Below are 17,792 nucleotides of genomic sequence, written 5' to 3'. Positions count from 1 at the left end.
CGGGGGCGGGGATGATCGGGCGATGCGGACCGAATATGTCCGCATTCGGTGGCATCGTGGGCCCATGAAGGAAACATCGGCTCGGTTGTTGCGACTGTTGTCTCTTCTGCAGACGCGTCGTGATTGGGCGGGCGCGGAATTGGCGGAGCGACTCGACGTCACTCCTCGCACGTTGCGGCGCGACGTGGACAAGCTACGCGACATCGGTTATCCGGTCAATGCGACGCCGGGTGTCGGCGGTGGGTACCAGCTCGGTCCCGGCGCGGAGATGCCTCCGCTGCTGCTCGACGACGACGAGGCGCTGGCGGTGGCCTTCGGGTTGCAGTCCGCCGCCGGGGGCTCGGTCGCGGGTATCGGGGAGGCGTCGTTGCGGGCGTTGACGAAGTTGCGGCAGGTGATGCCCTCGCGCATCCAGCATCGGCTCGACGCGTTGCGCATCGACGTGGTGGAGAAGACACCCCGTTCGGCGGTGGATGCGTCGGTGCTGTCCACGGTGGCAGCGGTCTGCCACGGACACGAGCGGTTGCGGTTCGACTACCGCAAGCACGACGGTTCCGAGTCCAGGCGCGAGGTGGAGCCGTACAGCCTGGTGCGGGTCGGAGCGCGCTGGTACCTGCTGGGTTGGGATGTACTGCGGGAGGATTGGCGGTCGTATCGGGTTGATCGTCTGACTCCGAAAATTCCGACGGGTCCGCGGTTCACGCCCCGGGCGCTGCCGCCGGGCGGCGCGGCGTCGTTCGTCTCGAAGGGAATCGATCGTGCGTTCGCCAAAGTTCAGGCGCGGATCGCGTTGCACGCCCCGATCGAGACGATCGCGCCGATGATCGACGAGCAGTGGGGCACACTCGAATCCATCGACGACCGCACCTGCGCGGTGGTGTTGGCCGGGGATTCGCTGCCCTCGATCGCGCGGTGGCTGGCGGCGTTCGACACCGATTTCACGGTGCTCGATCCACCGGAACTGCGCGAGGAATGCCGCATCGTGGCCGAGCGGCACGCGAGACTGAACGAGCGATACCTCGCGGCGGTTCACCCTCCGGTAACCGGTCCGTGAGTCAATGGGCAGATGACGACACCACTCGGTTTCGACCCGAAATTCCTGGCCGACATCGACATTCCGTTGCCCGATCGCGCCGACGTGGTGGTGCTTGCGTACACGCACTTCTCGGTGTCCATCGACCCTGCCCGACGTCTCGCCGCGGTCACCGGCGTCAACATCGACGGCGCGAGCCTGCAGGATGTCGGGCGGGGAGACAACTGGCGACTCGACGATCGGCTACCGGCTGCGCAGCAGGCGGGCAACGAGCTGTACAAGAACAACGACCTCGATCGCGGGCATCTGGTTCGCAGGCGAGATCCGGTGTGGGGTGAGCGTGCGGTGGCCGAGCGCGCCAACGAGGACACGTTCCACTACACCGTGTGCGCGCCACAGACGGCCACCCTGAATCAGTCGAAGACGCTGTGGCTGGGGCTGGAGGACTACGTACTGGGAAACGCCGAGCAGTACGACCGAAAGCTCTCGGTGTTCAGCGGTTGCATCTTCGCCGACGACGATCCGATCTACCGCGGTGTCGCCATTCCGCGGCAGTTCTTCAAGATCGCGGCATGGTCGCAGGATTCGACTCCCGCATGCACCGGATACGTTCTCGACCAGTCGCCGTCCCTCGATCCGATCCTCGACAAGCCGTTACGACTCGAGACCGATCCCCCGCCCCTCGGCCCGTACCGGACGTACCAGGTTCCGGTGGCCGACATCGCGTCGATGACCGGCCTGGAGCTGGGTGTGTTGATCGAGGCCGATCGCTATGCACCGGTGGCTGCCGCTCGTGCGGAGGCGTCGACGTGGACCGAGCTGACGCGACTGTCGGACATCCACCTGTAGAGGGGCCTCAGGCTTCGGTGGCGGCCAAGCGGACGAAGGCTGCGGCGTCGATGGTTTCGCCTCGCGCCGTCGGGTCGATTCCGGCCTCACGCAACCGGCGTTCGGCCGCCACCGGGGAGCCGGCCCAGCCGGCGAGGGCCGCTCGCAGGGTCTTTCGTCGCTGCGCGAATGCGGCATCGATCACCGCGAAGACGGCCTTGCGATGCGCGGTGTCGGTGGGCCACGGCGGCTCGGCGTACCGATCGATACGCACCAGGCCCGACTCGACCTTGGGCACCGGCCAGAACACCGAACGGCCCACCGCGCCGGCCCTTTTGACGTCACCGAAGAACCTGGCCTTGACGCTGGGGATGCCGTAGATCTTGCTGCCCGGTACCGCGGCGAGCCGATCGGCCACCTCGGCTTGGACCATCACCACCGCGACACGGAGGCTCGGCAATTCCGAGAACAGATGAATCAGCACGGGAACGGCGACGTTGTAGGGGAGGTTGGCCACCAGTGCAGTCGGCTCCCCCGCGATGTCCGCCGCTCGGACGCGAAGCGCGTCGGCCTCGATCACCGTCAGCCGATCGGCCAGGGTCGGGGCTCGGTCGGCCACCGTGGTGGGCAAACGGTTCGCGAGCTTGGGATCGATCTCGACGGCGATGACGGATTCGGCCACGTCGAGCAACGCCAGAGTCAGCGAACCGAGGCCGGGGCCGACCTCGAGGACCGTGTCCTGAGGGCCGACGCCCGCGGAGGCGACGATGCGTCGAACAGTGTTCGCGTCGTGCACGAAGTTCTGCCCGAGCTGCTTGGTGGGCCGCACGTCGAGCTCGGCTGCGAGGGAGCGGACCTCGGCGGGACCGAGCAGAGCCGCGGATCCCCTCACATGTTCGGACACGGCGGAAACTCTACGTGGGCAGGAGTGGAGCCTGCGGAATGACCCAGGAAGGCAGGAGTGGAGCCTGCGGAATGACCCAGGAAGGCAGGAGTGGAGCCTGCGGAATGACCCAAGGCAGTCAGCGATAACCCAGGCGCGAGGTGCAGGCGGGCCATGCGCCCCAGCCCTGCGATTTCTGCGTCACCGATGCGATTGCGATCTGCTCTTCGCGGGTGGCGAGGTCGGCGCGCGGTGCGTACTTGAGGCCGCCCTGACGTTCCCAGGTGTTCTGGTCGAACTGCACGCCACCGTAGAAGCCGTTGCCGGTGTTGATCGCCCAGTTGCCGGTTGCCTCGCACTGTGCGAGCGCGTCCCAGATCGCACCGTTCTCCACCGGCGGCACCTCGGTGCCGGGCTTGGCTCCGACGCGGACGGTCTTCGGCTGGGCGGGTACCTGCACCTTCTCGTCGACCTTCTCGCGACCGACCTCGACGCCGTTGACCATGTTGATCTTCCAGGTGATGTCGGAGACGCCCGGGGCACCGGGGTTCTCGACGACGGTACGGCTCATGTTCATCGTCGGATCTTCGATCCGCTGCTCCGGCGCATCGGTATCGGTGGTCTCGGTCTTGGTGACGGTGCGGTCACGCGTGACGACGATCTCGGCGCCGTCGGTCACGGTCGCGTCGGGATCGGGGCTGACGGTGTCGGCTTCTTCGAGCGGCGCGCCTGCTGCTTCGAGGAATTCGCGCACGGTCGGTGCGGCCAGGGTGATCGGGGTGGCGGGGGCTCCGCCGTCGACGAGCGAGACCTGCTTGGGCAGTGCGACGTCCAACTCGGTGCCGTCGAGCGGCAGTCGCTCCGAGCGCGAGGCGGAGACGTGCACGTCCTCGGCGAGGCCGGTCTGCTGCAGTGCTTCCTCGACGGTCAGTGCGGTGGTCCAGATCTCCTCGGGCTTGCCGTCGACGTTCAGTGTGATCTCGCGGGCGCGGCGAAGGACAACGGTGTCGCCGTCGCTCAGGCCGGAGTCGGGAGCGGGAACGACCAGATCCTTGTCCGACGGGGCATAACCGGCGTCGGCCAACGCACTGCTGACGTCGGTTTTCATCGTGCTCAGCGAGATCATGTCGCCGTCGACGTCGATGGTCACGGTCTTGTGACGGCTCACGGCCATCACACCACCGGCGACGAGCGTCATCAACAGGGCCGCGATGACCAGGTAGAGAGTGGTCGAGCGGGCGGAGTTGAGGCGTCTGATAGTCGACAAGTTTCGTATTCCTGGCGGTTGCGAGCGTGACTTCGGCGTCGAAACGCCCGAGTTCGGTCACGGTACGGTAACGAATTAGCACCCACGTCGCAACTTCGGCAGCTAGAGGCCGTACACCCGCTCCGCATTGGCTGTGGCGTGAGCAGCGAGCGCTGCCGGATCCTGACCGCGAACCTCGGCCAACGCCCGCGCGGTGTACGGCAGGCAGTACGGCTCGTTGGGTGCACCTCGATACGGATGCGGCGTCAGGAACGGCGCGTCGGTCTCCACCAGCACGAGCTCGTCCGGTACCAGAACCGCGGCCTCCCGCAACGCGTGCGCGTTCTTGAAACTGACGGTCCCCGAAAAGCTGAGAACGTAACCGGCGTCGACGCAGGCCTTCGCGGTCTCGGGACCACCGGAAAAGCAGTGGAAGATCACCGTCTCGGGCGCACCTTCCGCCGTCAGAACGGCCAGCAGATCCTCGTCGGCCTCGCGATTGTGAATCATCAACGGCTTGCCCAGGCGCTTCGCGAGGTCGATGTGCCAGCGAAATCCCTCGTGTTGCTCGGCCACCGTGGCGCACCCGTCGAGCTTGCCCGGCCAGTAGTAGTCCAGTCCGGTCTCCCCGACCGCCACCACGCGAGGATCGGACGCCAACCGCTCGATCTCGGCCCTGGCGTCGTCGTCGAGCACGTTCGCGCGGGTGGGATGAATCGCCACCGCGGCCCATACCCGCGGATCCCAGGACGCCGCGTCGACGGCGAAGCGCGCGGCATCGAGGTCGTCGGCGATCGTGACCACCCGCGTGACACCGACGGACTCGGCCTTGTCCACGATCGCGGCCACACTCGCCGCGTCGGTCGCCCCACACGCATCGAGGTGGGTGTGCGCGTCGACGAGAGTGCCGACGGACTCGGGCAACGGTGGTGCGGGACGGTCTCTGCTCACGCTGGTTAGAGTAGGCGCACCATGACTGCGCCAGCTGATGCCCCACGGCCACCGTTCTACGTCACCACGGCGATTGCGTACCCCAACGGCGCTCCGCACATCGGACACGCCTACGAGTACATCGCCACCGACACCATCGCGCGCTTCAAACGCCTCGACGGCTACGACGTGCGATTCCTGACGGGTACCGACGAGCACGGCCTGAAGATGCAGCAGACCGCCCAGACCGAGGGCGTGGACGTGCGTGAGCTCGCCGCGCGCAACTCCGACGCATTCCAGACCGCTCAGGACCTGCTGAAGATCTCCTACGGACGCTTCATCCGCACCACCGACGCCGATCACCATGCCGCCAGCCAAGAACTGTGGAAGCGGATGGAAGCGAACGGCGACATCTATCTCGACTCCTACTCCGGCTGGTACTCGGTACGAGACGAGGCGTTCTACACCGAGGCCGAGACCACCCTCGCCGAGGACGGCTCGCGCGTCGCGACGGAGACGAACACTCCGGTCGAGTGGACCGAGGAGTCGTCGTACTTCTTCAAGCTGTCGCAGTACCAGGACAAACTGCTCGAGCTGTACGACGCGTCGCCGGACTTCATCGCGCCCGGCACCCGTCGCAACGAGATCGTGAACTTCGTCAAGGGCGGCCTGCGCGACCTGTCGATCTCCCGAACGACGTTCGACTGGGGCGTGCCGGTGCCCGGCGATCCGGCGCACGTGATGTACGTGTGGGTCGACGCGCTCACCAACTACCTCACCGGTGCCGGCTATCCCGACGTCGAGTCGGAGTCGTTCCGGAAATTCTGGCCTGCCGATCTGCACATCATCGGCAAGGACATCACCCGCTTCCACACCGTCTACTGGCCGGCGTTCCTGATGTCCGCGGGCATCGAACTGCCCAAGCGAGTGTTCGTGCACGGGTTCCTGAACGTCAAGGGCGAGAAGATGTCCAAGTCTCTCGGCAACGTTCTGGACCCTAAATCGTTGGTGGAGAACTACGGCCTCGACCCGGTGCGCTTCTTCTTCCTCCGCGAGGTCTCGTTCGGTCAGGACGGCAGCTACAGCCACGAGGCAATCGTCGCCCGCGTCAACGCCGACCTGTCCAACGAACTCGGCAACCTCGCGCAGCGTTCGCTGACGATGGTCGCCAAGAACCTCGACGGAGCTCTCCCGACACCGGGAGAATTCACCGCCGAGGACGACGCGATGCTGGCCCGCGCCGATGCACTCCTCGAGCTCTGCCGACGCGAATTCGATGTGCAGGCAATCCATTCCGCGCTCGAAGCGATCTGGTCGGTGCTCGGTGAGACCAACCGCTACTTCTCGCTGCAGCAGCCGTGGGTACTGCGCAAGACCGATCCCGATCGCATGGCCACCGTGCTGTACGTGACGATCGAGGTGCTGCGCATCGTGAGCATCCTGACGCAGCCCGTCATGCCCGATTCCGCGTCGCGCATCCTCGACCTGCTCGGCGCACAGAACCGCGAATTCACCGACATCGCAACACGTTCGGTGCCCGGCACTGCACTACCGACCCCGACGCCGGTGTTCCCCAAGTACGAGTAGAGCGCTCCGCGCATGTGAGTGGAACTTCGTAGTGGGCTACGAAGTTTCGCTCACATGCGGCGAAGCCGCACTCACAAGGTCTTCTCGAGTTCCTCCAACGTGTTCTCCAGATGCGTCAGCATTCGCTGCAGGTGCGGCACACTGCGTCGGCATCCGATGAGTCCGAAGTTCAGCGAGTCGCCGTTGCTGGCGACCGTGATGTTGAGAGCCTGCCCGTCGGCCACGATGGACGCCGGGTAGATGCCGTCCAGTTTCGCGCCGTTCCAGTACAGATCCTCCTTGGATCCGGGAACGTTGGAGATGATGACGTTGAAGGGCGGCGGGGTGTAGTCGACGAATCCCGGCACCGGCCCGAACAGCAACGGAGCCATGGTGACTGCTCCCACGGCGAGCGCTTCGAGGGTGTTGAGCTCGCTCATCATCTGCTTGCCCTTGACGGTCGAATCCTTGATTCGTTCCAGCCGCACGAGCGGATCGGATTCGTCCGTGGCGAGATTGCACAGGATGGTCGTCACCGAATTCCCGGCGTCCTTGCCGTCCCCCTCCTTGCGGAGCGACACCGGAACCATCGCGATCAGCGGTTCCTCGGGCAGCGCGTTGCGATCGATGAGGTACGCGCGCAGAGCCCCGGCGCACATCGCGAGCACCATGTCGTTGAGCGTGGCGTCCAGAGCCGTTCCGACCGTGCGGATCCGCTCGATCGACCAGCTCTCGGCAGCGAAGCGGCGCGCGCCGCCGATGGGCACGTTGAACATGGTGCGCGGTGCCTGCAACGGCAGCTGAGCCCCTTCTTTCTTCAACGCGCGCAATCCGATTCGTGCCGAGGCCGGAGCGAAATCGACGAGGTCGCCCGCGATCTTGCGTCCCAGCGAGAGCCCACTGCCCAGCTGAGCAAGCCGTCCCGGCTGCTCCTCGACGCCCTGCTTCTTGCGCTTACCGAACAATGACGGGTCCCAGGTGGCGACTCCGCTTCGGTCGTCGGGATCGGTGGAGAGCGTGCGCTGCATCAGTTTCAATGCGCTGACGCCGTCGACCAGCGAGTGATGCACCTTGGTGTACAACGCGATTCGGCCGTCCGCCAGACCCTCGATGATGTGCAGCTCCCACATCGGTCGATACCGATCCAGCGGTGCACTGTGATTGAGCGAGAGGAATTGGAACAGCTCGCGAATCCGACCGGGAGCAGGCAGCACAGTGCGGCGAACGTGGTACTCGAAATCCACGTCCGGATCGAAGGCCCAGGCCAGATTTCCCATGATCTGCACCGGACGCGCAGGGCGCTTACGGAAGAGCTCGTGTACCTCGCCGGTGGTGAACTTGCGGTGTACCTCCTCGGCGAAGTCGTGCGGATCACCGGGCGGGACGAACAACTCCAGACCGCCCACGTGCATCGGGTGCTCCCGTGACTCGGCGATCAGAAACATCGATTCCGTGATGGGCATGAGTGCCATGAGCTGTCCCTTTTCCATTTGTTTTCGGTCACGGTACGGCACCGAATGTGACTCAGAACACGACCTTACGTCCGGTCACGAAAAGCTACCCGCTATTGTCCGTTACCAGGGGTTCCAACAAGAGCGGGGTTCCGACGCACGGCGCAGATGCGCCGTGCACCGACGACGGGGATGGAGGCGACGGCTATGAATCCGGCGCTCACCGTAGTGAAATCGACCGACCCAGCAGTCACCGCACGCAGGCATTACGTCCGCGGCGCAAGCCTGCAGTCGCAGATTCTGTCCAAGGGCCTACAGCTCACTGTCCGACCGTTCCTGACGATCTGGGCGCAGACACCGTCACTTCCGTGGCCCATGGGGTTGGTCGATTACGCCGGACTGCTCGTCCCCCAGATCAGCGGCACCACCCGCAGCCGCGTCATGCTCGCCGAGTGCGACGCCGAATGGATCAGAGCCGAGGGCACCGGGTCCGATCGCGTGGTGCTCTACCTGCACGGCGGTGCCTTCGTCTGCTGCGGGCTGCGCACCCATCGGCGAATGACCTCGCGAGTGTCGAAACACGTCGACGGAGCGGTGCTGTCGGTGAACTACCGCATGATGCCGCGCAATCCGATCAGCCACGCGGTCGAGGACGGTGTCGACGCGTACCGCTTCCTTCTCGATTCCGGATACCGGCCGGAGCAGATCATCCTGGGCGGCGACTCGGCAGGCGGATACCTCGCGTTCATGGTCACCCTGGCGCTGCGCACCGTCGACTTGCCCGCGCCCGGAGGAATCTTCACCATGTCCCCCCTGACCGACATGGACCCCACCCGCAAACTCGACCACGAGAACGCGTCGAAATGTTCGGTCTTCCCGTCCAATGCGGTTCCCGCACTCACTGCACTGGCCGATCGCGTCGATGCGCGCATCGTCGTCGACGGCGACGTGGGTCCGCGGGTGTCACCGGTCGACGGAGATCTGACCGGCCTTCCGCCGGTGCTGATCCAGGTCGGTTCGACCGAAATGGTCTATGCCGACGCCGAACTCATGGCTCAGCGACTCGCCGTCGCCGGAGTGGACTGCGAGTTGCAGGTGTACGAGGACCAGGTTCATGTGTTCCAGGCAGCCGATTTCGTCCCCGAGGCCCGCCGCGCGCTCAGAGCCATCGGCGAGTTCGCGCGGAACGTCAGCCCCCGCAGAGAAAGCTGAGATACGTTCTCCCCATGGCAGTCACAGTGAACAAGTCCGTCGACATCGACGCGGATGCAGCGGCAGTACTCGAGGTTCTCGCCGACGTCGAGGGCATTCCCTCGTGGTCCCCGGTACACAAGAAGTGCGAGGTCGTCGATCGGTTCGACGACGGCAAGCCGCACCACGTGAAGATGCAGGTCTCGATCATCGGAGTCAACGACGAACAGCTCGTCGAGTACACGTGGTCGGACAACGAGGTGTCCTGGACTCTCGTGGAGAGCACCCAACAGAAGGCCCAGGACGGCCGGTACACCCTGACTCCGAAGGGCGACGCCACCCACGTCGAGTTCGAGCTGACCGTCGACCCGAAGGTCCCGCTTCCCGGCTTCCTGGTGAAGAAGGGAACCAAGACGATCCTCGAGGCCGCCACGGAGGGCCTGCGTCAGCAGGTCGTCGGCTGACGCGCTACTGCTCCTTGCGCGCAGCGAGCACTGCCTCGTAGACCTCACGTTTGGAGACGCCGTCGACTGCCACCTGGGCACAGGCGTCCTTCAACCGCATGCCCGACGCCACCAGCGCTTCCACGTCGGCAACGAGATCCTCGGGCTCCTCGGCGACGGCGACGGCTCCTTCGAGCACGACGGTGATCTCGCCGCGTACGCCTGCCCTCGACCATTCGAGCAACTCACCGAGGCCACCGCGTCGGACTTCCTCGTAGGTCTTGGTCAGCTCCCGGCACACCGCGGCGCGGCGGTCGGAACCGAGCACGTGGACGGCGTCCTCGAGGCATGCGACGAGGCGGTGCGGTGCCTCGAAGAAGACGATGGCGCGTGGTTCGGCGAGCACCGACTGAAAGTAGCTGCGACGCTGCCCCTGCTTGCGTGGCGCGAACCCGTCGAAGCAGAACCGTTCGACGGGCAGACCGGACAGCGCGAGTGCGGTCGTCACGGCGGACGGACCGGGCAGACAGGTCACCGGCAGATCGGCGTCGACGCACGCCGCGACGAGGCGGTAGCCGGGATCGCTGACCGACGGCATCCCGGCGTCGGTGACCAACAGCACCGTTTTGCCCTCTGCCACGGCCTCGACCAGCGCCGGCAGGCGAGTCGTCTCGACCTGATCGTAGAAACTGACGACCCTGCCCGAGATCACCACGCCGAGCGAGGAGGCGAGTTGCTTGGTGCGCCGGGTGTCCTCGGCGGCGACGACATCGGCACTGCCGAGTGCGTCGCGCAGGCGCTGCGAGGCGTCACCGACGTCGCCCATCGGGGTGGCGGCAAGGATGAGCATGACTCCAGTGTCCCGTACGCGGTGCATCGGTTTGTCGGGCACTACCGATCAACGCCTACGATCGGTACGTGACCTTGCTGACCTCTGAGCGCTCCGGCGACCGGTCGATGGTCAGTCCCGGGCCGACCGTTGCCGCGCGCGACTGGTTCCACGACACCGATGTCCGCCGCGGTTGGATCGTCACCGTCGTCATCACCGTCATCTGCGCCATCACGCGCTTCACGATGTTGCGGTACCCCACCGATGCAGGAACCCCGGTCTTCGACGAGAAGCACTACGCGCCTCAGGGGTATCAGGTTCTCACCGGCGGCGGGCTCGAGGACAATCCGGCGTACGGGCTGGTGGTGCATCCACCGGTCGGCAAGCAGCTGATCGCCGTCGGAGAGGCGTTGTTCGGCTACAACGGGTGGGGTTGGCGTTTCTCCTCGGCCGTGGCCGGAACCCTGTTGGTACTGCTGGTCATTCGGATCGCGCGCCGGCTCGCTCGCTCGACACTCGTCGGTGCGATCGCGGGAATTCTGCTGACCGTCGACGGCGTGACGTTCGTCAGCAGCCGGATCGGCATGCTGGACATCTTTCTCGCTTTGTTCGTCACCGCGGCACTGGGCTGCTTGGTAGTCGACCGCGACGACATGCGGCGGCGACTTTCGAGAGTACGCGCCGACGGCCGAATGGACGCCAGTGTTCTGGGGCCGCGAATGGGGGTGCGCTGGTGGCGATTCGGGGCGGGCGTGATGCTGGGTCTCGCCTGCGGCACCAAGTGGTCGGGTCTGTACTTCATCGCGTTCTTCGGATTGCTGAGCGTGGCATTCGATGTGGCGGCGCGGCGCTCGTACGGCGTCGGACGCCCGTGGCGGGGAACGGCGTTGCGCGACATCGGCCCTGCGCTGTACGCGCTGGTGGTCGTTCCGATCGCGGTGTATCTGATGACCTACTGGGCGTGGTTCACCTCCGAGACCGGAGTGGACCGGCACGAGGTCGGCAACGGAATCGGTGCAGGCGGGCCGTTCTCGTTCCTTCCCGAAGCACTGCGTTCTCTCTGGTACTACAGCGGCAACGTGCTGGAATTCCATGAGGGCCTGACCAATTCGGCAGGCAACCGGCACCCGTGGGAATCGAAGCCGTGGACCTGGCCGATGGGCCTTCGGCCGATGCTGTACTACTTCGCCGACGGCGAGAGCGTATCCGGGTGCTCGGCGTCCTCGTGCGTGAAGGCGATCATGCTGATCGGCACTCCCGCGATGTGGTGGTTGGCACTGCCGATGCTGGCCTGGGTGATCTGGTCGGTGTTCGTCCGACGCGATTGGCGTTACGCCACCGTGCTCGTCGGCTATTCCGCAGCCTTGTTGCCCTGGTTCACCACGCTCGACCGGCAGATGTACTACTTCTACGCGGTGGCACTGGCCCCGTTCATGGTGATGGGCTTCGCGTTGGTTTTGGGCGACATCATCGGCAAGGCCACCGCATCGGCCGAACGGCGAGGTACCGGACTACTGCTGGTGTCCCTGTACCTCGCCGTGGTGATAGCGAACTTCGTCTGGCTCTGGCCGATTCTCACCGCAATGCCGATCACGCCACAGATGTGGCAGGAACAGTTGTGGTTACCGAGTTGGCGGTAGGGCGGTCGTGCCAGGCCGAAGCAGAGCCTGCGGAACGACCTATGCAAGCAGTGCCGTCTTGCCCTTGGTGACGCCGTCGATGCTGATACGTCCGGCACCGAACGCGGCGAGCAGGAGCGAACCGACGCCGAGCGCGACGACCAGTTCGTAACCGTTGTCCGCAGCGAAGACGCCGTTCTCGAAGTGGACGAAGACGGCAGCACCCAGCATGTCCAGGAACAGCAGCAGCCCAGCGATCGGGGTGAAGATCCCGAGCACGAGCGCTCCGCCACCGATGAGTTCGACGAACGTCGCGAAGTACGCGGACGCGGTGGGCAACGGAATGTTCATCGCCTCGAAGCTCGCGGCGGCACCATCGAGGCCGTAGGTGTTGAGCTTCTGCCACCCGTGGGCGATGAAGACGACTCCCAGTCCGATTCGAGCAACGAGGGCGACGGCGTCGCGGACGACGGTGGAATTCATGACACATCCTTCTGACAGGGCGGTACGGGCAGCACCACCCTGACAGAAGTAGGTTGAAGCGTCAACTCAGTTGCCGCTGGCACCCTTGAGCGCGGATTCGAGAAACGAACGGGCCTGGTCGTCGTCCAGGCCGATGGATCGTACGGTCCTGACGAACTCCGTCGCCGCCCGGGCCGCGATGTCACGCGACGGGTCACCGCCCGACGCGACGAACGACCCGGACCGACCTCGCGTCTCGATGATGCCCTGTTGCTCGAGCTCGCGGTAGGTCTTCGCGACCGTGTTCGGCGCGATCTTCAGCTCCTCGGCCAAGCCGCGAACCGTCGGGATCTTGGTCCCGGCAATGAGATCGCCCGATCGCACCAGCCCGAGAATCTGCATCCGCAGTTGCTCGAACACGGGGGTCGTGTTCGACGAATCGATATGCACGCGCACAGTAGGTGCCTTATCCGAGAGCGTCGACTGCGTCGACGATCGACGTCGAACCGGACTTGAGCATCAATGTCTTGCGTACAGCCGCGCCGGTGTCGAGCAGCTGCGCGATCACTGCGGCCACGTCGGCCCGGGTTACCTCACCCGAGTCCATCGGCGGTTCGGTCAGTGCCACCGAGTTCGTCGGGTCCTCGTCGGTCAACTTACCCGGACGCAGAATCGTCCAGTCCAGTCCATCTCGGGCCGAAACATCTTCTTCTGCAGCAGTTTTGGCCTTGATGTAGGCCTTCCAACCGTCGTCGAGATCCTCGGCGACCGGCTCGCCCGCACCGAACGAGCTGATGAGCACGTAGCGGCGGACGCCGGCCTTCTCGGCGGCATCGGCCAGCAGCACCGCGCCCGCGCGGTCCACCGTGTCCTTGCGCTCGGGACCGCTGTTGGGGCCCGCACCCGCCGCGAACACAACGGCGTCGGCACCGGCCAACACTGCGGCCACATCGTCGACCGAAGCCGATTCGAGATCGATCACCTGCGGCAACGCGCCGAGCGTAGTGACGGCATCGACGTGGTCGCTGTTGCGAATCAACGACACCGCGCGGTCTCCGTGGGCGGTGAGCACCTGAGTCAGATGTTGGGCGATCTGGCCGTGGCCACCTGCAATGACAATGCGCTTGTCGGTCATATCGACTACTCCGTTCCTGGCGTGAATCTGTCGGGTTGGCTACCCGCGTGGCAGGATTGCAAACATGACCGTCCCTGGGGAGAGGAGCCTGCGGAACGACCCGTCGGGCTCGGCGACCATCTACCACAATCCGCGGTGCAACACCTCTCGCACAGCGCTGAAACTGATCGAGGAAGCCGGTGTGGTTCCACGTGTGATCCGGTACCTCGAGTCGCCTCCGACCGAGGACGAACTCCGTACACTTCTCGCCGATGCCGGTCTCGAACCCCGGCAGGCCATCCGGACTCGCGAGAGCATCTACAAGGAACTGGGGCTCGCGGGCGCGGACGCCGACACGTTGATCGCCGCGATGACCGAGCATCCGATTCTCATCGAACGCCCGATCGTGGTGACCGACAAGGGCACTGTGCTCGCCCGACCGGCCGACAAGGTGAACACCGTCCTGTAGAGCGCTACAACCTCTCGCGGGACACCGGGCACGACATACACCGCGGACCGCCGCGTCCCGAGCCGAGTTCCGATCCGGAAATCCGCAACACCTCGATGCCCGACGCCTCGAGTCGTGCGTTCGTTTCGACGTTGCGCTCGTACGCGACGACGACTCCCGGCGCGATGGCCAGCGTGTTGTTACCGTCGTCCCATTGTTCGCGCTCGGCGGTGACGTGGTCGAGTCCGGTATCGATCAACCGCAGCTTGCCGATTCCCATCGCAGCGGCGGCCGCCTCGAGAAACGGGTCGGCACCTCGAATACTGACTCCCGTGTCCTCGCGGCGAATGGTGAAGGCGGACAACGTGTCCTGAATGGCCGGATACATCACCACCGCATCGGTATCGACCATGGTGCACACCGTGTCCAGATGCATCGACGCGCGCTCCTGCGCGATCGGCACCACCAACACACTGTGCGCCAGACCGTCCTCGAACAGGCTGCGCGCCAGCGCTTCTGCACCGGCGGGCGTGGTGCGCTCACCCACTCCGACAGCCACCACACCGGGAGCGAGCAGCAACACGTCACCACCCTCGACCGGTGCGGTCCGCGACTCGTACGCGCGCCGCACACCCCGAAACATCGGATGGAACGCGTAGATCAGATCGGTCAGCGATGTCTCCCGCACCCGGGCAGGCAGAGCCAACGAGGTGATCGCCACTCGATCGTCTATCCAGAACGACGAGTCGCGAGTGAACAACAGGTTCGGCAGCGGATCGATGACGAAGTCCCCACCGTGATGCATCCGCCGAACCAGCGATGCCCCACTGAGCTGCGGCTCCCCCGTCTCCGCCTCGAGCAGTTCGTCGAATGTCATGCCCGCCATCAGGATCTGCGCCAATTCGGCCGCGGGGACACCCCGCAGGTGTTGGGCGAGGTCCTCGGCGAGCGACCGGCCGAGCCGTCGGGCATCAACAGCGGCGGAGATACCTTGCATTCGCGCTGCGCCGCTGACCGTCATGGCCTCGGTGAGAAGCTCGCCGAGGAGCAGCACCGTCACCCCGCGACCACGCAGCAGATCGGCGAACGCGTCGTGCTCGTCCTGTGCGCGATCCACCCACGGCAGACCGTCGAACAGCAGCTGGTCGTTGTTTCGCGGCGTGAGGCGTCGAAGCTCGTCGCCCGGCCGGTGCAGCATGACGGTGCGCAGCACCCCCACCTCCGAGTCGGCACCCAACGGGCCTGCAGCCGCATCGACACTCATGAACGAACGGTAAACCCATTCGCCGGTCGCCGCCGGTATCAGGACCTGAAGTATTGTCGAGGTCGTGCCGATGCCCGAGTGGAACGTCCGCGAATTGACCCCCGGCCAGCTGTCCGAGCGCAGTGGAGTTGCGGTCTCGGCGTTGCACTTCTACGAGAAGCAGGGGCTGATCAGCAGTCGCCGCACCTCGGGTAACCAACGCAGATTCCATCGCGAAACTCTGCGACGGGTCGCCTTCATCCGGATCTCGCAGAAGGTGGGGATCCCGCTGGCGACCATTCGTCAGGCATTGAGCGAACTACCGGACGAGCGGACGCCGACGCGTGAGGACTGGGCCAGGCTCTCGACGCGGTGGCATCGCGAACTCGATTCTCGGATAGAGCAATTGATCCGACTTCGGGACAACTTGACCGGGTGCATCGGGTGCGGTTGTCTTTCGTTGGCCGGCTGTGCGCTGGCCAATCCGCACGACGAGCTGTCCTATTCGGGGCCGGGTGCGCGCACGCTGGATGTCGATTTCGACGAACCCTCGACTCGACGCGGCTCGAGCAGTTTGGAGAACTGATCGTTCGCCTTCTGCAGCACGAACTCGTAGGGCGGGGCGAACTTTCGCGCGACCCAGTACCCGAAGCGAATGTCGTTGGAGGAGTAGACGAGGTATTTGCGTTTGGCGATGCCGGCGAGAATGGCATCGGCGACGACCGACGGTTCCACGGCGCGCTTTTCGAATCGGTGTTGCAACTTCTGTACGCGCGGATCGTCACGATCGATGCCGGCGATCTGAAGCGTCTGCACCAATCCGGTCTTCACGCCACCGGGCACCACGAGACTGACACCGATTCCGTGGCGCTTGAGGTCGTACTTGAGTACCTCGGACACTCCGCGCAGCCCGTACTTGCTGGCGCTGTAGGCAGCGTGCCACGGCAGTGGGATCAGACCGGCAGCAGACGAGACATTGACCAGATGACCACCGCGACCGGCCTCGATCATCGGCGGTAGAAACTTCTCGATGACGTGGATCGGGCCCATCAGATTGACGTCGACCATCGACTTCCAGTGCCGATGCTCGAGGTTCTCGACGGTTCCCCAGGCGGAGATTCCCGCGACGTTCATCACGACGTCGAGACTGCCGAACTCGGCATGGATGTCGTCCGCGAAGGCGGTGACCGCCTCGAAGTCGGACACATCGAACGGCAACGAGTGGCTGACGGTGCCGCCCGCGCGACCGACCATGTCCACCGTCTCCGCCAAACCGGTGGCGTTGATGTCGGTGAGGAAGAGCTCGGCTCCCACCTCGGCGGCAGCGACGGCCGTTGCCCGACCGATTCCGCTGCCCGCTCCGGTGATCAACGTCTTCTTGCCGCGCAGATCGTATGTAGCCATCGAAACCTGTATCCCCCACCGGTCGACACGTGTCAGTTCGATTTCGACCCTACGCGGTGACGACCGAGAGGGGCGTCACAATCTTTGCGACATCTCGTCTCGGTAGTCCGCGATGGTGCGCTCTATGCGGGCAGCGTCATCGGCGGCACCCCGCTTGCGGGCATCGTCCGCGCGTTGCTGCAGGGTGCCGATCGCTTTCCGGAGCTCGTTGTCCGACATCTTTCGATCGTGCGTGATGTGTTCCATGTCACACAGTGTGCCCGGCGGCCCGAAGCGCGGCAAGCACATCGAGATCACGAACACGATCAGACGGTGACGGACCCCGACGTGATGTTCTCGCGTACGAAACTGGACAGACTTCGCGCCGCGAACTCACGGAAGTAGGCGAGCTTGTCGATCGGCACCAGCGAGGGAAGGACCGTGTTCCAGACCTTCTCCATGCGCGACGGCGCGTCTTCGAGACGGGATTGTGCCTCGGACACCATCAGAACGCCGGCCAGCATCTCGCAGATCAACAGCGCCGCGTTGCCCGCGTCCAGATGGTCGGCGACATCACCGTGCTCGATGGCTCGCTCGAAGAGATGCTCGAAGATGTTTCCCCAGGTACCGAACACGCTGCCGCGGGCGGTGTCGGATCCGTCGATCTCCATCTGCAACCGGTACATGACGCGCACCAGAGGGTCCGAGGCGGCCAGCTCGAGTACCGAGTACGAGATTCCGATGACCGACTCGAGAGCCGGACTGCGGCTGTCGACCATGCCCGCGCACGCCGTGGACACGCGCTCATGACCCTCGTCGACGATCGCGCGGGCCAGTTCCTCCTTCGATGCGAAGTGGAAATACAGCGCGCCCTTGGTCACGCCCGACTGCGCCGACACCTGACTCAGCGTGGCATTCGCGTGCCCCACCTCGAGAAAGAGGTCTGCTGCAGCGCGCAGTGCGGCCGCTCGTGTGGCTTCTGCTCTGAGTTGTCTCACCATGTTGGAACACCCCTGCTCTGTCGACCTTGCCATGACATCGACGCTCTGTGCGCGCTGCCTGCCCGTCGGCCGATCGAGGTGAACGTGGAATTCACTTCGCCATATCGAGCTGCCAGCGCTGG

General features: G+C 65.1%; 20 protein-coding genes. 8 read left to right on the top strand and 12 right to left on the bottom strand.

Translation table 11 applies throughout. The features are described 5' to 3' along the window. Positions 1-64 precede the first annotated feature (64 nt). Both CH276_RS07995 and CH276_RS07990 read left to right on the top strand, forming a co-directional pair. Entirely contained in the window at positions 65-1,054 is a 990-nt protein-coding gene (locus tag CH276_RS07995; protein WP_094631244.1) for a helix-turn-helix transcriptional regulator, read from the top strand. A gap of 12 nt (positions 1,055-1,066) precedes the next feature. Further along, positions 1,067-1,882, top strand: a complete 816-nt coding sequence (locus CH276_RS07990) for a DNA/RNA non-specific endonuclease (protein WP_094631243.1) — start codon at positions 1,067-1,069, stop codon at positions 1,880-1,882. A 7-nt stretch (positions 1,883-1,889) separates the two neighbouring features. On the opposite strand, the gene rsmA is transcribed toward CH276_RS07990, so the two are convergent. From rsmA to CH276_RS07975, 3 genes are all read right to left on the bottom strand, one after another. Continuing rightward, complete coding sequence (rsmA, locus tag CH276_RS07985) at positions 1,890-2,765, bottom strand: 16S rRNA (adenine(1518)-N(6)/adenine(1519)-N(6))-dimethyltransferase RsmA (RefSeq protein ID WP_094631242.1); 876 nt, start codon at positions 2,763-2,765, stop codon at positions 1,890-1,892. Between the two features lie 118 nt (positions 2,766-2,883). Next, positions 2,884-4,011, bottom strand: a complete 1,128-nt coding sequence (locus CH276_RS07980) for a resuscitation-promoting factor (protein WP_032395720.1) — start codon at positions 4,009-4,011, stop codon at positions 2,884-2,886. 102 nt (positions 4,012-4,113) lie between these two features. After that, the gene (locus CH276_RS07975) at positions 4,114-4,941 is read right to left on the bottom strand and encodes a TatD family hydrolase (RefSeq protein WP_094631241.1); all 828 of its coding nucleotides are present in this window, start codon (positions 4,939-4,941) and stop codon (positions 4,114-4,116) included. A gap of 21 nt (positions 4,942-4,962) precedes the next feature. Here CH276_RS07975 and metG point away from each other — a divergent pair, with 21 nt between their 5' ends. After that, on the top strand, positions 4,963-6,507 hold the full coding sequence (gene metG, locus CH276_RS07970) for a methionine--tRNA ligase (RefSeq protein WP_094631240.1): 1,545 nt from the start codon (positions 4,963-4,965) through the stop codon (positions 6,505-6,507). Positions 6,508-6,578: 71 nt separating this feature from the next. Here metG and CH276_RS07965 read toward each other — a convergent pair whose 3' ends face one another. After that, positions 6,579-7,958, bottom strand: a complete 1,380-nt coding sequence (locus CH276_RS07965) for a WS/DGAT/MGAT family O-acyltransferase (protein ID WP_094631239.1) — start codon at positions 7,956-7,958, stop codon at positions 6,579-6,581. 171 nt (positions 7,959-8,129) lie between these two features. On the opposite strand from CH276_RS07965, the gene CH276_RS07960 reads away from it, so the two are divergent. Both CH276_RS07960 and CH276_RS07955 read left to right on the top strand, forming a co-directional pair. Next, entirely contained in the window at positions 8,130-9,149 is a 1,020-nt protein-coding gene (locus CH276_RS07960; protein ID WP_032395724.1) for an alpha/beta hydrolase, read from the top strand. A 14-nt stretch (positions 9,150-9,163) separates the two neighbouring features. Further along, on the top strand, positions 9,164-9,592 hold the full coding sequence (locus CH276_RS07955) for an SRPBCC family protein (protein WP_032395725.1): 429 nt from the start codon (positions 9,164-9,166) through the stop codon (positions 9,590-9,592). Between the two features lie 4 nt (positions 9,593-9,596). Here CH276_RS07955 and rsmI read toward each other — a convergent pair whose 3' ends face one another. After that, entirely contained in the window at positions 9,597-10,421 is an 825-nt protein-coding gene (gene rsmI, locus CH276_RS07950; protein ID WP_094645811.1) for a 16S rRNA (cytidine(1402)-2'-O)-methyltransferase, read from the bottom strand. Between the two features lie 107 nt (positions 10,422-10,528). On the opposite strand from rsmI, the gene CH276_RS07945 reads away from it, so the two are divergent. After that, positions 10,529-12,040: a dolichyl-phosphate-mannose--protein mannosyltransferase gene (locus CH276_RS07945; protein ID WP_094631294.1), complete on the top strand. Its 1,512-nt coding sequence runs from the start codon at positions 10,529-10,531 to the stop codon at positions 12,038-12,040. 39 nt (positions 12,041-12,079) lie between these two features. Here the strand turns inward: CH276_RS07945 and CH276_RS07940 are convergent, their stop codons facing one another. The 3 genes from CH276_RS07940 to CH276_RS07930 all read right to left on the bottom strand — a co-directional run bounded on the left by CH276_RS07940 (position 12,080) and on the right by CH276_RS07930 (position 13,616). Further along, entirely contained in the window at positions 12,080-12,502 is a 423-nt protein-coding gene (locus tag CH276_RS07940) for a DoxX family protein (protein ID WP_032395726.1), read from the bottom strand. Between the two features lie 66 nt (positions 12,503-12,568). Further along, positions 12,569-12,937 carry a GntR family transcriptional regulator gene (locus CH276_RS07935; RefSeq protein ID WP_045196418.1) on the bottom strand — a complete coding sequence of 123 codons (369 nt, stop codon included), beginning with the start codon at positions 12,935-12,937 and terminating at the stop codon, positions 12,569-12,571. A gap of 10 nt (positions 12,938-12,947) precedes the next feature. After that, on the bottom strand, positions 12,948-13,616 hold the full coding sequence (locus CH276_RS07930; protein ID WP_094631238.1) for an NAD(P)-binding oxidoreductase: 669 nt from the start codon (positions 13,614-13,616) through the stop codon (positions 12,948-12,950). 64 nt (positions 13,617-13,680) lie between these two features. On the opposite strand from CH276_RS07930, the gene arsC reads away from it, so the two are divergent. Further along, complete coding sequence (gene arsC, locus CH276_RS07925; RefSeq protein WP_052049600.1) at positions 13,681-14,064, top strand: arsenate reductase (glutaredoxin); 384 nt, start codon at positions 13,681-13,683, stop codon at positions 14,062-14,064. Positions 14,065-14,068: 4 nt separating this feature from the next. Here the strand turns inward: arsC and CH276_RS07920 are convergent, their stop codons facing one another. Then, a complete protein-coding gene (locus tag CH276_RS07920) occupies positions 14,069-15,307 on the bottom strand; it encodes an arginine deiminase (protein WP_094631237.1) in 1,239 nt (412 codons plus the stop codon). A 64-nt stretch (positions 15,308-15,371) separates the two neighbouring features. Here CH276_RS07920 and soxR point away from each other — a divergent pair, with 64 nt between their 5' ends. Beyond that, on the top strand, positions 15,372-15,872 hold the full coding sequence (gene soxR / locus CH276_RS07915; RefSeq protein ID WP_082073774.1) for a redox-sensitive transcriptional activator SoxR: 501 nt from the start codon (positions 15,372-15,374) through the stop codon (positions 15,870-15,872). On the opposite strand, the gene CH276_RS07910 is transcribed toward soxR, so the two are convergent. From CH276_RS07910 to CH276_RS07900, 3 genes are all read right to left on the bottom strand, one after another. Beyond that, positions 15,788-16,690: an SDR family oxidoreductase gene (locus CH276_RS07910; protein WP_045196424.1), complete on the bottom strand. Its 903-nt coding sequence runs from the start codon at positions 16,688-16,690 to the stop codon at positions 15,788-15,790. The two genes, soxR and CH276_RS07910, sit on opposite strands and share 85 nt — an antisense overlap. A gap of 75 nt (positions 16,691-16,765) precedes the next feature. Further along, positions 16,766-16,936 (bottom strand): hypothetical protein, encoded by a 171-nt coding sequence (locus CH276_RS28420; protein ID WP_155290802.1) that lies wholly within the window; start codon positions 16,934-16,936, stop codon positions 16,766-16,768. Between the two features lie 59 nt (positions 16,937-16,995). Further along, positions 16,996-17,670 carry a ScbR family autoregulator-binding transcription factor gene (locus tag CH276_RS07900; RefSeq protein WP_176459156.1) on the bottom strand — a complete coding sequence of 225 codons (675 nt, stop codon included), beginning with the start codon at positions 17,668-17,670 and terminating at the stop codon, positions 16,996-16,998. Positions 17,671-17,792: the final 122 nt, after the last annotated feature.

The sequence above is a fragment of the Rhodococcus sp. 06-470-2 genome, assembly GCF_002258235.1.
In the GTDB taxonomy this organism is placed as follows: domain Bacteria; phylum Actinomycetota; class Actinomycetes; order Mycobacteriales; family Mycobacteriaceae; genus Rhodococcoides.
Note: the sequence above shows the minus strand (reverse complement) of the source record. Positions and strands in the feature narration are given on the sequence as shown.